Below are 17,851 nucleotides of genomic sequence, written 5' to 3' on the forward strand. Positions count from 1 at the left end.
AAAATGTCTGAAAATAGAAAATATAATTACCCTAAGAGGCTTTCAATATTGAGATTCTTTTTGGATGCTGAAGGAGTACGCAGAAATCCGATTCCGTATCATAAAAGATATTTCACTGAATTTGGAGATTCGTTTTCCCTTAAGATTGGTGTTTCAAAATATATCATTCTATCTAGAGATAATGAAATTGCTCAGTATATTTTGCAGAAGAATCAAAAGAATTATCATAAGTCTAAATTTCAATCTGTCTATCTTTCCAAGTATTTAGGAAAAGGACTTTTGACGGTGGATGGAGATTTTTGGTTAAAACAAAGAAGGCTTATCCAACCTGCGTTTCATAAACAAAAGATGAATCAGCTGGTGGAAAACATGAATGAAACTATTGCTTCAGAATTAAAAGATTTGGTTGAAGAAAAACCAATTGATCTTTTTCCTGTAATGAGTCAATTGGCCTTTAATGTAGTCGCAAAATCTTTATTTCAGCTCTCCATTTCAGACGAAAAATTAAATAGAATAAAATTTATTATTGAAGAAGTTCAGAATTTTTTAATCAAAGAAATCAGACTTCCACATAAAGCATGGTGGTTTTCATTAAGCGGACAAGTAAAAAGACATCTTGAACTGGCAGAAGAAAATAATCAAATCATTAGGGAAATTATTGAGGAAAGAATGACTTCGAAAGAAGAAATTAATGACCTGCTCAATATGCTTTTAGAAACCCGATATGAAGATACAGGTGATGGAATGTCGGTCAACCAATTAGTAGATGAAATTAAAGTTTTGTTTATAGCGGGGCATGAAACCACGGCAAACGCTTTAACTTTTACACTTTATCTTTTAGGGAAACATCCTGAGTTACAGCAAAAGATTTTTGATGAGATTATCGAAATTCATTCTCAAACAAACGATATTGTCGAACAGCTCCAGAAAATGCCCTATACAAATGCAGTTTTAAACGAATCAATGCGTTTGTATCCACCAGCGTGGATTACAGACAGACAAAATGTTACCGATGATACACTTGCTGGTTATCATATTAAAAAAGACACTTTGATTGGCGTTTCTTTTTATGAATTGCATCGAAATCCTAGGTATTGGGAAAATCCGGAAGAATTTAATCCGGAACGATTTCTTGGAGAGCAGAAAAAACAATCCATGCAATACTTTTATCCGTTTGGTGCAGGTCCCAGAATGTGTATCGGATCGGGATTTGCTGTTTATGAAATGTGTTTAACCATCTCTCAAATTGTAAAAAAATATATAATTACATCCAATAGTGATACTGTTGCGTTTAATCCTTTGATTACATTAAAACCGGTTGGAGTAGAAGTTTCATTTTCTAAAAGATGAGCATTAATGCAAAAGAAACATATTCGAAATTTATAAAGGCTGAAGCTAAAAGGCTCGGTTTTCTTTCTTGTGGTATATCCAAAGCTGGATTTTTGGAACAAGAAGCGCCTCGACTTGAAAATTGGCTAAAGAACAACAGTCATGGTCAAATGTCCTATATGGAAAACCATTTTGACAAAAGATTAGATCCGACTTTATTGGTTGATGATGCTAAAAGCGTGGTGTCACTTTTATTGAACTATTATCCTGCAGAATCTCAAACTCAGGAAAGCTTTAAAATTTCTAAGTATGCATACGGCCAGGATTATCATTTTGTTATCAAAGAGAAATTAAAAGAATTACTTTACTCTATTCAGGAAAATATTGGTGATGTTTCGGGTCGTGCATTTGTCGATTCTGCACCTGTTTTGGATAAAGCATGGGCAGCAAAAAGCGGTTTAGGCTGGATTGGGAAAAATAGTAATTTGATCACGCAAAAAGTGGGTTCTTTTTATTTTATTGCAGAGCTTATTTTAGATTTAGACCTTGATTATGATTATGCAACAACAGATCATTGCGGTTCTTGTACTGCTTGTATCGATGCTTGTCCTACACAAGCGATAGTTGCACCTCATGTGGTAGATGGCAGCAAATGCATCTCCTATTACACAATTGAACTCAAAGAGAATATTCCTAATGATATGAAAGGAAAGTTTGATGAATGGATGTTTGGTTGTGATACTTGTCAGGATGTTTGTCCCTGGAATCGATTCTCAAAATCTCATTCAGAACCATTATTCAATCCAAATCCTGATTTACTTTCTTTTACTAAAAAGGACTGGCTTGAAATTACAGAAGAAACTTTTCGAACTGTTTTTAAGAATTCACCTATAAAAAGAACAAAGTTTGATGGCCTAAAACGCAATATAAAATTCCTTGAATAATTTTATAATACATTTTCAGTAATATTTTTTAGGAAATTACTTCTGTTTTTGTCAATACTTTTTTCTAAATCTCCTTCAAAAAAGTAATTTTTTTCTACTTCTAATTTAGCTTGCTCAAATAAATATTGACTGCTTATTTTTATAAGTTACTTAAATTTTAAAAAGCAATATAAATTATTGTTTTTCAGGTATTTATCTATTTTTTAAATCTCATATTTGTAAGATTTTTTTATGGTTTTGTCAGTATATTTATAAAACATTACCAAATCAATAAAAAATTAAGAATTTTCTGTTGTTTTATTGATAATAAGTTAAGTTTCCTGCATACTTAGGTTAAATTTCGTCGACGAAATGTGTCGTTTAACGTTTTTCCAAGTAGTTTATCGACTAAACTATCTAGTATAGAGCTATTTGGTATATTTTCGCGGCACCAATCTACTAATTTAACTGAAAGACATTGTAAGTCTTGAACCTTATATTTTTATGGTCCGAACACTACTTCTTTGCTATAATGATATTGAAAAATCTTTTATGAGATTTTCAAAATCCATTTCCTTTCTTTTATCGTATCTGTCTTATATGTTGAAAAACACTATAGTTTTTTCAACTTCTAATATCTCTATTTTTCAAACAATAGTTCTCTATGTGTAACTTTACTTTTAGAAAGTTTAATTCATTTAAACTAATCTTCTTTATTTTACTTTTATTAATTAGTTATAATGCTTCTGCGCAGTTTTATACGAAACACTATATTGCTCCTGCGCCTTGGCAATACTTTAGTAAAGCAAATGAAATTGTTATTGCAACTAATTCAACTTCAACAGTAAATATTACTGTTGCAAAAAGTGACGGAACAACGGTAACCACTCTTACAGCTACAAAAGGCTCACCTGCAATATATAGATTTTTGGGTAAACCAAGTGCTGCACCTGCCTTTGCATTTAATACAGTTTTGAATGCAGCCGGTTTAATTGTTACCGGAAGCGAGCCAATATCTATCAATTTACGAAATGTGGCTTCTGATGCTTTGGGAACTGACGGAACAGATCAGGACATTAAGGGAAATGCCGCATTGACAAGTTTTGGAGATGCCGGAATTGGTATAAGATTTAGAGTTGGATATTATAGAGATGGTTCATTAGGAAATTTCAATAGTTACGGAGATCAGCGTCCGATTTACAGTGTAATGGCAATTACAAATGGAACAACAGTAACCATTGGAGGTGTCGTAACTGCAACTTTAAATGCAGGACAAAGTTATTTGTTTAAAGCCGCTATTGGTACTTTGGTTGAAACTTCAAACCCTAGTGTTATGAATACTTCGGCCGCAATCGATATGCCAAGTGGTTGTGGAGACGGAGCTTTTAATCAGATTCCGCCAGAAGCAGTTTTGGGTTCAGAATATTTTATTGAAAGAGGAAAAGGAAATGACACTGCAGAGCAGACTACTGTAATTGCAACAAAACCAAATACAAAAGTTGTTGTAGATACTTATTCGGTTACCGGAGCATTAGTATCAACAAAAACAACAACATTAGCTACGGCTGGAAGTTTTTTTACTTTTTTAAACGGAGTTTCAAACACAAATTTTTCAGCTTCCAGAGTTTTTGCCGATAACAATGTTGTCGTTTATTCAGGAACAGCTCAATCTTGTGAAGTAGATATTTCAACGATTGCTCCGGTTTCAGAATGTGGAGGATCTAAATTTATCGAAACAGCAAAATTTAGAAATTATGGCACAGGTTCATTGCCTTACTTTGGATATGTTCTATTGAAAGATGCAGTATCAAAAGTATATGTAAATGGTGTTGATATTGAAACAAAATCAGGAGTTTCGGCACGTCATCAATTAGGAACCACAGGTTGGTATTTAATTAATTTTGAAGATACTCAGATAGGAAGTCCGGATATTTTATCAATATCAAGTGATGCCAAATTAACAGTTTCGATTGTACAACAAGGAGGAGGATTCTCGATGGCGGGATTTTTCTCCAATTTTGCAGTTCAGCCTGAAGACCCAACTTTGGCATATATTTCCGGAGGAGGCTGTACAAATAGCACAGCAATGCTAACAACTCCTGCAGGATTTTCACCATATCAATGGTATCTAAATGGTACGGCTATTTCTGGTGCTACTTCAAACACATACACAGCAACAAAAACAGGTTCATACTCTGTAGCATCGACTTTAACTTGTGGTGCTCAGACACAATCAAAACCAGTAACCGTTACCTTATGTACCGATTTAGGTATTACAAAAACAGTTGATAATGCAACTCCATGCGTAGGATCAAACGTTGAATTTACTGTGAAATTATCAAATTTAGGAGTAAACAATGCTTCAGGAGTTTCTGTTAATGATTTACTTCCAACGGGTTATGCTTTCGTAAGTGCAACCCCATCAGTAGGAAGTTATAATTCCGGAACCGGAGTTTGGAGTATTGGTGCTGTAAATGGAGGCGTTGCAGAGACATTAAAAATTGTTGCAAAAGTAAATGCTAGTGGCGTTTACACAAATACTGCGACAATTCCGTCATCTGTTCCGGATACGAATTCAGCAAATAATTCAGCCAGTGTTTCAACGACACCAAATCCTTTACCAACAGTTGTCGTAACCAATCCAGCTTCGGTATGTGCTCCTTCAAAAGTTGATATTACTGCTGCTGCAATCACAGCCGGCAGTACGGCAAATTTAACGTTTTCATACTGGACAAATGCTGCTGCTACAACAGCTTATACTACACCAACCGCTGCTACAGCAGGAACATATTATATAAAAGGAACCACAGCTGCCGGATGTTCTGATATTAAGCCAGTTGTAGTTACTACGGCAACTGCACCAAACGCAGGTACACTATCAGGAACACAAAATATTTGTATTTCCGGAACAACTACTTTTACATCAAATGGAAACTCAGGCGGAACATGGACAAGTAGTGATACTGCTATTGCGACTGTAAATTCATCAAACGGATTGGTTGCAGGAATTGCTCCGGGAACTGCAACAATCAGTTATAAAGTGACCGGAACCGGAGGTTGTGCTGATGCAATTTCGACAAGAACAGTAACCGTAAATCCAACTCCAACGGCTTCAATAACCGGATCTTTAACAGCATGTTATACCACAACTTTAACAGCAGTTACTAATGCAGCTTCTCCAGCTTATGTTTGGTATAAGGATAATGTAATTATTTCCGGGCAAACAGCATCCACATTGGTTGTAACAGCTGATGGAAACTACAAAGTTAAAGTTACGAATACTGCCACAACTTGTGAAAATACTTCGGCTGATTCAACAGTTAAAGTAAGCGATACCCAAAAACCAACAATCACTTGTCCTGCAAATGTTACGGCTGTAACCGATGCAAATTCATGCACTGCGACAGGAGTTGCTTTGGGTACACCGACAACAACGGACAATTGTACAGGAACAATTACAGTAACTAATAATGCACCATCAAGTTTTCCAATTGGAGTTACAACCGTAATCTGGACAGCTAAAGATATATCAGGAAATACAGAAACCTGTACACAAACCGTAACAGTTAGCGATACCCAGAAACCAACAATCACTTGTCCTGCAAATGTTACGGCTGTAGCCGATGCCAATTCATGTGTTGCCACAGGAATTGTTTTGGGAACACCAACAACAACGGACAATTGCACAGGAACAATCACCGTTACTAATAATGCACCAACAAGCTTCCCAATCGGAGTTACAACCGTAACCTGGACAGCTAAAGATGTTGCAGGAAATACAGAAACCTGTACACAAACCGTAACAGTTAGCGATACCCAGAAACCAACAATCACTTGTCCTGCAAATGTTACGGCTGTAGCCGATGCCAATTCATGTGTTGCCACAGGAATTGTTTTGGGAACACCAACAACAACGGACAATTGCACAGGAACAATCACCGTTACTAATAATGCACCAACAAGTTTCCCAATCGGAGTTACAACCGTAACCTGGACAGCTAAAGATGTTGCGGGAAATACACAGACTTGTACACAAACCGTAACAGTAAACGATACACAGAAACCAACAATCACTTGTCCTGCAAATGTTACGGCTTTAGCCGATGCCAATTCATGCGTTGCCACAGGAATTGTTTTGGGAACACCAACAACAACGGACAATTGCACAGGAACAATCACCGTTACTAATAATGCACCAACAAGTTTTCCAATTGGCGTAACAACCGTAACCTGGACAGCTAAAGATGTTGCGGGCAACACACAGACTTGTACACAAACCGTAACAGTAAACGATACTCAAAAACCAACAATCACTTGTCCTGCAAATGTTACGGCTGTAGCCGATGACAATTCATGCGTTGCTACAGGAATTGTTTTGGGAACGCCAACAACAGCGGACAATTGTACAGGCACAATCACAGTAACTAATAATGCACCAACAAGTTTTCCAATCGGAGTTACAACCGTAACCTGGACAGCTAAAGATGTTGCGGGCAACACACAGACTTGTACGCAAACCGTAACAGTAAACGATAGCCAAAAACCAACAATCACTTGCCCTGCAAATGTTACGGCTGTAACCGATGTTAATTCATGCGTTGCTACAGGAGTTGCTTTGGGTACACCGACAACAACGGACAATTGTACAGGAACAATCACAGTAACTAATAATGCACCAACAAGTTTTCCAATCGGAGTTACAACCGTAACCTGGACAGCTAAAGATGCTGCGGGAAATACACAGACTTGTACGCAAACCGTAACAGTAAACGATAGCCAAAAACCAACAATTACTTGTTCTGCAAATGTTACGGCTGTTGCCGATGCAAACTCATGCGTTGCTACAGGAATTGTTTTGGGAACGCCAACAACAGCGGACAATTGTACAGGCACAATCACCGTTACCAATAATGCACCATCAAGTTTTCCAATCGGAGTTACAACTGTAATCTGGACAGCTAAAGATGTTGCGGGAAACACACAGACTTGTACACAGACAGTTAAAGTAGTTGGCCCTATTAAAGCGAATGATGATATTGTATCTTCATTTAATGGATATGTTGGAGGAATTGCTGTTTCAAACGTATTAAGTAATGATCTTTTAAATTGTAGTAATGTAATTGCAAATGATGTAAATCTTACTCTGGCAAGTACTTTACCGTCAGTTTTAAATTTCAATACTACAACTGGATCAGTAACAGTTAATGCGCAAACTCCTGCAGGTATTTACTCATTTGATTATACTATTTGTGAAAAAATAAATAGTACTAATTGTAGTACAGCTTCGGTAAAAATAACGGTTGTTGCACCAACAATTGACGCAGTTACCGAAACCACAACATCAATCAACGGAAATATCGGTGGAACAACAGCTTCATTAATCACAAATGATACCTTAAACGGAAATCCGGCAGTTATCGGAACAAATCCTGGACAGGTAAAACTAACGGGAATTACGGTTCCAACAGGATTGACATTAAATGCTGACGGAACAGTAAGCGTTGCAGCTAACACTCCAGCAGGAAACTATAGCGTAGAATACAGCATCTGTGAAATCACAAACCCGACAAACTGTGATACAGCAATTTCGGTAGTGGTAGTGGGAAAACCAGCAATCGATGCAGTAACGGAAACCACAGCATCAATCAACGGAAATACTGGTGGAATCACGGCTTCATTAATTACAAATGATACTTTAAACGGAAACCCGGCAGTTATCGGAACAAATCCAGGACAGGTAAAACTAACAGGCATCGCAGTTCCATCAGGATTAACATTAAATGCAGACGGGACAGTAAGCGTTGCAGCTAACACTGCAGCTGGAAATTATAATGTTGAATACAGCATCTGCGAAATCACCAATCCAACAAATTGTGATACAGCAATCTCGGTAATTGTGGTTGGAAAACCAACAATCGATGCCGTAACGGAAACCACAACATCAATTAACGGAAATACTGGTGGAACAACAGCTTCATTAATTACAAACGATACCTTAAACGGGAACCCGGCAGTTATCGGAACAAATCCTGGGCAGGTAAAACTAACTGGAATCACGGTTCCAACAGGATTGACATTAAATGCAGACGGAACAGTAAGTGTTGCAGCAAATACTGCAGCAGGAAATTATAATGTAGAATACAGCATCTGCGAAATCACCAACCCGACAAACTGTGATACAGTAATCTCGGTAGTGGTAGTTGGAAAACCAGCAATCGATGCCGTAACGGAAACCACAGCATCAATCAACGGAAATATTGGCGGAACAACAGCTTCATTAGTAAATAACGATACTCTAAACGGAAATCCGGCAGTTATCGGAACAAATCCTGGGCAGGTAAAACTAACTGGAATTACGGTTCCAACAGGATTAACATTAAATGCAGATGGGACAGTAAGTGTTGCAGCAAATACTCCGGCAGGAAATTATAATGTTGAATACAGCATCTGCGAAATCACCAACCCGACAAACTGTGATACAGCAATTTCGGTAATTGTAGTTGGAAAACCAACAATCGACGCAGTTACAGAAACCACAGCATCAATCAACGGAAATATCGGTGGAACCACAGCTTCATTAATCACAAATGATACCTTAAACGGAAACCCAGCAGTTATTGGAACAAATCCTGGGCAGGTAAAACTAACTGGAATTACGGTTCCGACAGGATTGACATTAAATGCAGACGGAACAGTAAGCGTTGCAGCGAACACTCCAGCAGGAAATTATAATGTAGAATACAGCATCTGTGAAATTACCAACCCGACAAATTGTGACACCACAACATCAACAATTGTGGTTACAGGCGGAGTTTTAATAGCAAATCCTGATGTGGTTGCGTCTGTAATCGCAACAAACCAACCAACAGCTCTGGTAAATGTTTTTGATAACGATACCAATAACGGTGTAGCTGTTGTACCAAATGACATGAACCTTTCAGTTGTAACGGCAGATCCAACAGGATATTTAACATTAAACCCTGACGGAACAGCAACTTTAGGAGCAAATGCACCCGCAGGAAATTATGAACTTACCTACCAAATATGCGAGAAACTGAACCCGACAAACTGTAGTTCAGCTACAATTAAAGTAACGGTAAATGCGCCAGGAATTGATGCAGTGACGGAAACCACAGCATCAATCAACGGAAATATTGGCGGAACAACAGCTTCATTAGTAAATAACGATACCCTAAACGGAAATCCGGCAGTTATCGGAACAAATCCTGGGCAGGTAAAACTAACTGGAATTACGGTTCCAACAGGATTAACATTAAATACAGACGGAACGGTAAGCGTTGCAGCTAACACTGCAGCTGGAAATTATAATGTTGAATACAGCATCTGCGAAATCACAAACCCGACAAACTGTGATACAGCAATCTCGGTAATTGTAGTTGGAAAACCAACAATCGACGCAGTTACAGAAACCACAGCATCAATCAACGGAAATATCGGTGGAACCACAGCTTCATTAATCACAAATGATACCTTAAACGGAAACCCGGCAGTTATCGGAACAAATCTCGGAAATGTAAAACTAACAGGCATTACGGTTCCAACAGGATTAACATTAAATGCAGACGGAACGGTAAGTGTTCCAGCAAATACTCCGGCAGGAAACTATAACGTAGAATATAGCATCTGTGAAATCACCAACCCGACAAACTGTGACACCGCAACATCAACAATTGTGGTTACAGGCGGAGTTTTAATAGCAAATCCGGATGTGGTTGCGTCTGTAATCGCAACAAACCAACCAACAACTTTGGTAAATGTTTTTGATAACGATACCAATAACGGATTACCGGTTGTAGCAAATGACATGAACCTTTCAGTGGTAACGGCAGATCCAACAGGATATTTAACATTAAACCCTGACGGAACAGCGACTTTAGGAGCAAATGCACCTGTGGGAACTTACGAGCTTACCTACCAAATATGCGAAAAATTAAACCCGACAAACTGTAGTTCGGCTACAATTAAAGTGACGGTAAATGCGCCAACAATTGATGCGGTTGCAGAAACCACAGCATCAATCAACGGAATTACTGGCGGAACAACAGCTTCATTAATAAATAACGACACCTTAAACGGAAATCCTGCAGTTATCGGAACAAATCCGGGGCAGGTAAAACTAACAGGTATTACGGTTCCAACAGGATTAACATTAAATGCTGACGGAACAGTAACAGTTTCGGCCAATACACCGGCAGGAAATTATAACGTAGAATACAGCATCTGTGAAATCACCAACCCGACAAACTGTGACACCACAACCTCGACAATTGTGGTTACAGGCGGAGTTTTAGTAGCAAATCCAGATGTAGTTGCATCAATAGTTGTGGGCAATCAGCCAACAACTTTGGTAAATGTTTTTGATAACGATACCAATAACGGATTACCGGTTGTGGCAAACGACATGAACCTTTCAGTGGTAACGGCAGATCCAAAAGGAGTTTTGACACTAAACCCTGACGGAACAGCGACTTTAGGAGCAAACGCGCCTGCAGGAACTTACGAGCTTACCTACCAAATATGCGAAAAATTGAACCCGACAAATTGTAGTTCGGCTACAATTAAAGTAACAGTAAACGCTCCTGGTATTGATGCCGTAACAGAAACCACAGCATCAATCAACGGAACTACTGGTGGAACAACAGCTTCATTAATTACAAACGATACCTTAAACGGAAACCCTGCAGTTATCGGAACAAATCCTGGACAGGTAAAACTAACGGGAATTACAGTTCCAACAGGATTAACATTAAATGCAGACGGAACAGTAAGTGTTGCAGCAAATACTGCAGCGGGAAATTATAATGTCGAATACAGCATTTGTGAAATCACCAACCCGACAAATTGCGATACCACAACATCAACAATTGTGGTTACAGGCGGAGTTTTAGTAGCAAATCCAGATGTGGTTGCATCAATAGTTGCGGGCAATCAGCCAACAACTTTGGTAAATGTTTTTGATAACGATACCAATAACGGATTACCGGTTGTGGCAAACGACATCAACCTTTCAGTGGTAACGGCAGATCCAAAAGGAGTTTTGACACTAAACCCTGACGGAACAGCGACTTTAGGAGCAAACGCGCCTGCAGGAACTTACGAGCTTACCTACCAAATATGCGAGAAACTGAATCCGACAAACTGTAGTTCAGCTACAATTAAAGTTACGGTAAACGCGCCAGGTATTGATGCGGTGACAGAAACTACAACATCAATCAACGGAAACATTGGCGGAACCACAGCTTCATTAATTACAAACGACACCTTAAACGGAAACCCGGCAGTTATCGGAACAAACCCAGGAAATGTAAAACTAACAGGCATCGCAGTTCCATCAGGATTAACATTAAATGCAGACGGGACAGTAAGCGTTGCAGCTAACACTGCAGCTGGAAATTATAATGTTGAATACAGCATCTGCGAAATCACAAACCCGACAAACTGCGACACCACAACTTCAACAATTGTGGTTACAGTCGGAGTTTTAATAGCAAATCCGGATGTGGTTGCATCGGTTATCGGAACAAATCAACCAGCAACTTTGGTAAATGTTTTTGACAACGATACCAATAATGGTTTACCGGTTGTGGCAAACGATATGAACCTTTCAGTGGTAACGGCAGATCCAAAAGGAGTTTTAACACTAAACCCTGATGGAACAGTTACACTTGGAGCGAACGCGCCTGCGGGAACTTATGAACTTACATACCAAATATGTGAAAAATTAAACCCAACAAACTGTAGTTCGGCTACAATTAAAGTAACGGTAACCGCACCAGGTATTGATGCGGTTACAGAAACTACACCATCAATCAACGGAAATACTGGCGGAACTACAGCTTCATTAATTACAAATGATACCTTAAACGGAAACCCTGCAGTTATCGGAACAAATCCTGGGCAGGTAAAACTAACAGGCATCACGGTTCCAACAGGATTAACATTAAATGCAGACGGAACGGTAAGCGTTGCGGCCAACACCGCAGCAGGAAATTATAATGTAGAATACAGCATCTGTGAAATCACAAACCCGACAAATTGCGATACCACAACATCAATAATTGTGGTTACAGGTGGAGTTTTAGTAGCAAATCCGGATGTGGTTGCATCGGTTATCGGAACAAACCAGCCAGTAACTTTGATCAATGTTTTTGATAACGATACCAACAACGGATTACCAGTTGTGGCAAACGATATGAACCTTTCAGTGATAACGGCAGATCCAACAGGATATTTAACACTAAACCCTGATGGAACAGCAACTTTAGGAGCAAATGCGCCTGGAGGAACTTACGAATTGGTTTATCAAATCTGTGAAAAACTGAACCCGACAAACTGTAGTTCGGCAAGTATAAAGGTAACAGTAGGTACATCGGTTATTAATGCAATTGAAGAAACTACAACAACTATAATTAATGGAGTCGTTGGCGGAACAACAGAATCATTAGTTGCTAATGATACTTTAAACGGAAATCCAGTTGTCATCGGAACAAATCCTGGACAAGTAAAACTTTCACCAGTAGCACTTCCAGCAGGATTTGTATTAAATGCTGATGGAACAGTAACCGTACCAGCTAATACTCCGATAGGAAACTATAATGTAGAATATAAAATTTGTGAGATTAGTAATCCAACAAATTGTGATAATGCTACTTCAATAATTGTGGTTACAGGCGATGGACTTCAGGCAAATCCGGATGTGATTTCTTCAGTAATTGCAGCAAATCAACCACAAAAAGTTGTAAATGTTTTTGATAATGATACGAACAACGGTGTAGCGGTTGTGCCAAATGATTTGAATCTTACAATTGTAACTGCAGATCCAAAAGGAATTTTAACATTAAACCCTGACGGAACAGTAACATTAGGAGCAAATGCACCGGCAGGAAACTATGAAATTGTTTACCAAATTTGTGAAAAACTGAACCCAACAAATTGTAGTTCGGCTTCAATAAAAGTAGAAGTGAAGGCAGGAACAATTAATGCAGCAACAGAAACAACTACAACTTTAATTAATGGAGTTGTGGGCGGAACAACAGAAACATTAGTTGCCAACGATACCTTAAACGGATTACCGGTTGTTATTGGAACAAATCCCGGAGATGTAAAACTTTCACCGGTGACGCTTCCAACAGGATTTGTATTAAATGCAGACGGAACAGTGACCGTTCCGGCAAATACTCCGGCAGGAAACTATAATGTAGAATATCAAATTTGTGAGATCACTAATCCAACAAATTGTGATAGTGCCATTTCTATAATTGTGGTTACAAACGGAGATCTTCACGCAAATCCTGATGTAATTCCTTCAGTACTTGAATCAAAACAGCCACAAGTTTTTGTGAGTGTTTTTGATAATGATACTAACAATGGAATCGCAGTTGTGCCAAGTGAACTTAACCTTACAATTGTGACACCGGACCCAACAGGTTTCTTAACATTAAATCCTGACGGAACCGTGAGATTAGGAGCAAATGCACCTGCGGGAACTTACGAACTTACGTACCAAATCTGTGAGAAACTAAATGCAACAAATTGCAGTCAGGCGATTGTGCGTATTAAAGTGAATTCAGTTATAGGAGTTACTCCAACAAAACCAATTGTTGCGAATAATGATGGAGAAATTGCAGTAGACGGAATCAACGGACAATTAGAATTCATCAATGTTTTAGACAATGATTTATTAGGTGGTTTACCGGTAAATGCTTCAGATGTAATACTTTCAAATACACCAAATCCTCATTTTGAATTTAATTCAGATGGAACAGTAAATGTATTACCAAATACACCTGGAGGAAGTTATACATTAACGTATCAGATTTGTGAAAAAGCAAACGCATCAAATTGTACAACGGCAACTTTAACTGTTTTTGTTGAAGTTCCGGCAATTGCAATCATTAAAACGGCAAATTTCAATGATGAAAACAAAAATGGATTTGCAAATGCTGGTGAAACGATTACCTACAAATTCAAAATAACAAATACAGGTAATGTTCCTTTAGTAAAAATCATGGTTACAGATTTATTGCCTGGAATTATACTTTCCGGAGATGCAATTGATTTAGAGGTAAACGAATCTGATGAAAATAGTTTTAGCGCTGTTTATAAAATTACGCAAACCGATATTAATAACGGAAGCGTAACCAATCAGGCAACGGTACAAGGAAAAAGTGCGAGAGGAGTTATCGTAGAAGATAAGTCTGACGATACCAATAATGCAGAAAACAAACCAACAGTTTTACCTCTAAACGGATGTCAGATTGAAGTTCTTAATGCTTTCTCTCCAAATGGAGATCAGAAAAATGAGAGATTCTACATCAGAGGATTAGAATGTTATCCTGATAATACAGTTGAAATATACAATCGTTGGGGAGTTTTAGTATTTGATATTGATCACTATAACAATGAAGACAGAGCTTTTGTTGGATTCTCAGCAGGACGCACAACGATTAAACAATCTGAAGGATTGCCGGTTGGAACTTATTTCTATATTCTAAAATATAGAGATAGTGAATCAAATCAGCATGAAAAATCAGGGTATTTATATATCAATAAATAAAAAAAGAATGCGGTTTAGTTCTTGCTAAGCCGCTTTTAAAACTTATTAAATGAAAAAATTAATTTTAGTTTTTATGTTTTTTTCGGTTGTGTGTTCCGCACAACAGGATGCTCAATTTACGCAATACATGTATAATACTATCGAAATTAATCCGGCTTATGCAGGTTCTCGTGGTGTTTTAAGTGTTTTTGGGTTATATCGTACGCAATGGGTTGGACTTGATGGCGCGCCTGAAACAAGTACTTTTTCTGTAAATACACCTTTAAATAACAGCAATTTAGGATTGGGAGTTTCTTTGGTGAATGATAAAATCGGACCAACGAATGAAAATACATTGTCGGCTGATTTGTCTTACAGCATTCAGACTTCTTCATCATATAAGCTTTCTTTCGGAATAAAAGGAACGGCGAATCTTTTTAATCTTGATGTAAACAAATTGACTTATGAAGATCAGAATGATCCGCAATTTCAGGATTTACAAAATAAATTCACACCAAATGTTGGAGCCGGAGTTTACTGGCATTCAGATAAAGCTTATTTAGGATTATCAGTTCCTAATTTCATTCAGACAAATCGTTATAGTGATGATGATGTTGCGATTTATAAGGAAAAAATCAACTATTATTTTATGGCTGGTTATGTATTTAATTTAGATAAATTGGAATATATAAAATTCAAACCGGCACTATTAACCAAAATGGTCGAAGGAGCTCCGCTACAGGTTGACGTTTCAGGAAATTTTATGTTCAATGATAAATTTGTTGTTGGTTTGGCTTACCGTTGGAGCGCTTCTGTAAGTGCTATGGCAGGTTTTCAAATTACAAATGGTTTGTATATTGGATATGGTTACGATCACGAAACCACTAATTTGAGAAAATACAATTCAGGATCACACGAAATATTTTTGCGTTTCGACTTTTTTAATAATTATAATAAAATGACATCTCCACGATTCTTTTAATTAATTTAAATATGATGATTAAAAATTTAGCTTACGGCTTTTTGTTTTTTTGCTTTTTTATCAATGCAATTGCTCAGGAATCTAATGCAAAAAATGCAGATAAAAAGTATGATAGTTATGCGTATGCAGATGCGATAAAACTATACGAAAGCGCTATAAAAAAAGGCTATAGAGACGAAAACATACTTCAAAAACTTGGAAACTCGTATTATTTTACGGGAGATCTTACGCAGGCATTAAAAAGCTATGAAGAACTGTTTGCGATTAATCCAAATCAGGAAGCAGAGTATTTATACCGATATTCACAATGTTTAAAAGCATCAGGAAATTATACAAAATCTGATGAAATTCTGGATCTTTTTAGTGAAAAAGCACCTTTAGACAAAAGAGGAATTATATTTAAGAAAAACAGAAGTTATTTAGAAGATATTAAAACAAATTCAGGACGATATGAAATTGCCGATGCCGGAATTAACTCTAAAGATTCTGATTATGGAAGTACGCTTTTAGAAGATAAATTAATCTTTACCTCTGCCAGAGATACAGGAAGTATTGTAAAGAAGAATTTTAAATGGACAAATAAAGCGATTTCAGCATTATATGTTGTTGATTTAATGCCAGACGGAAGCATTGGAACTCCGGTATTTTTTCATAAAAAAGATTTAAAAACCAAATTTAATGAAGCAACACCTGTTTTTACAAAAGATGGAAAAACAATGTATTTTACCAAAAATAATTCTATAAATGGTAAAAGAGGTCAGAACGAAAATAAGATTACACTTTTAAAACTTTATAAAGCAATTTTCATTAATGAAGAATGGGGAAGTATACAGGAATTGCCTTTTAATAGTGACCAATATAGTGTGGCGCATCCGGCTTTAAGTCCAGATGAAAAAACATTATATTTTGCGTCTGATATGCCGGGAACTTTAGGACAATCTGATTTGTTTAAAGTAAGTATAAATGCCGATGGAACGTACGGAAAACCTGAAAATTTAGGTGCAGAAATCAATACAGAAGGCAGAGAAACATTTCCGTTTTTATCAAATGATAACGAACTTTATTTTGCAACTGACGGACGTCCGGGTTTAGGCGGACTTGATGTTTTTGTTTCAAAAATAAACAACGACGGTTCTTATGATGAAGTGCAAAATCTTGGTGAACCAATAAACAGTAAACAAGACGATTTTGCTTTTATAATTAATAGTAAAAACAGAAACGGTTTTTTCTCTTCAAACAGAGAAAATGGCCACGGACTTGACGATGTTTATCGTTTTACCGAAATTCGAAAACTACTTTGCGAGCAGGATTTAATGGGAACTGTTACAGATGTCGAAAGCAACTTACCGCTTTCAAATGCAACTTTATCATTGTTTAATGAAGCGTATCAATTTGTTGCAGAAGCTGTTTCGGATCAAAATGGAAATTATATTTTTCCAAATGTAAAATGCGGTAAAAAATATTTCATAAAAACATCAAAAACAGATTATGAAATCAAAGAAACTCCGATAACATTAAAACGATTAAACGGAAAAACGACTTTACCAATTGCGATTCAAAAGAAATTTACGCCTTTGGTAGCAAAACAAATAACGGTTAAAGCGACAAAAGTAAATCCTGTTATAATCAAGTCGATTAAAGTGGGAACCGATTTGGCAAAATTACTGCATATTCCGATGAACTTTTTTGACTTGGGGAAAGCCACAATCAAAAAAAGCTCAGAACCTGATTTGATGAAAATTGTAGATATTTTAAACCAATATCCAACCTTGAAATTAGATATTCGTTCGCATACAGACAGCAGACAATCAGATGCAAGTAATATGATACTTTCAGAAAAAAGAGCACAATCGACCAAAAATTGGTTAGTACAAAAAGGAATTGATGGCAATCGACTAAATGCAAAAGGATTTGGAGAAACCCAATTAGTAAATAAATGTGCCGATGGCGTAAAATGTACTGAACAGCAACATCAGCAAAATAGACGAAGCGAATTTATAATTACCTACTTATAAATGCATTTTTACTTAATGAAATCCCTTTTTTAATTTTAGAAAAGGG

At 37.2% G+C, this 17,851-nt stretch carries 5 protein-coding genes; all 5 read left to right on the forward strand.

What is annotated here, in order from left to right; all coding sequences use genetic code 11:
* Positions 1-3 precede the first annotated feature (3 nt).
* Positions 4-1,350 carry a cytochrome P450 gene (locus AC3QL1_RS08240; RefSeq protein ID WP_492496682.1) on the forward strand — a complete coding sequence of 449 codons (1,347 nt, stop codon included), beginning with the start codon at positions 4-6 and terminating at the stop codon, positions 1,348-1,350.
* Positions 1,347-2,273 (forward strand): tRNA epoxyqueuosine(34) reductase QueG, encoded by a 927-nt coding sequence (gene queG / locus AC3QL1_RS08245; RefSeq protein ID WP_492496684.1) that lies wholly within the window; start codon positions 1,347-1,349, stop codon positions 2,271-2,273. Before AC3QL1_RS08240 ends, queG begins: the two co-directional genes overlap by 4 nt.
* Before the next feature lie 643 nt (positions 2,274-2,916).
* On the forward strand, positions 2,917-14,829 hold the full coding sequence (locus AC3QL1_RS08250; protein WP_492496686.1) for an HYR domain-containing protein: 11,913 nt from the start codon (positions 2,917-2,919) through the stop codon (positions 14,827-14,829).
* Positions 14,830-14,878: 49 nt separating this feature from the next.
* Positions 14,879-15,790: a PorP/SprF family type IX secretion system membrane protein gene (locus AC3QL1_RS08255; RefSeq protein WP_492496688.1), complete on the forward strand. Its 912-nt coding sequence runs from the start codon at positions 14,879-14,881 to the stop codon at positions 15,788-15,790.
* 11 nt (positions 15,791-15,801) lie between these two features.
* Positions 15,802-17,805, forward strand: a complete 2,004-nt coding sequence (locus AC3QL1_RS08260; RefSeq protein WP_492496689.1) for an OmpA family protein — start codon at positions 15,802-15,804, stop codon at positions 17,803-17,805.
* Positions 17,806-17,851: the final 46 nt, after the last annotated feature.

The organism is Flavobacterium sp. GW823-FHT04A11, from assembly GCF_058796535.1.

Excerpts from the sequence above, each read along its gene's own strand:
- AC3QL1_RS08255 (WP_492496688.1), top strand. The coding sequence starts at position 14,879 with ATGAAAAAATTAATTTTAGTTTTTATGTTTTTTTCGGTTGTGTGTTCC.
- AC3QL1_RS08250 (WP_492496686.1), top strand. The coding sequence starts at position 2,917 with ATGTGTAACTTTACTTTTAGAAAGTTTAATTCATTTAAACTAATCTTC.
- AC3QL1_RS08240 (WP_492496682.1), top strand. The coding sequence starts at position 4 with ATGTCTGAAAATAGAAAATATAATTACCCTAAGAGGCTTTCAATATTG.
- AC3QL1_RS08260 (WP_492496689.1), top strand. The coding sequence starts at position 15,802 with ATGATGATTAAAAATTTAGCTTACGGCTTTTTGTTTTTTTGCTTTTTT.
- queG (WP_492496684.1), top strand. The coding sequence starts at position 1,347 with ATGAGCATTAATGCAAAAGAAACATATTCGAAATTTATAAAGGCTGAA.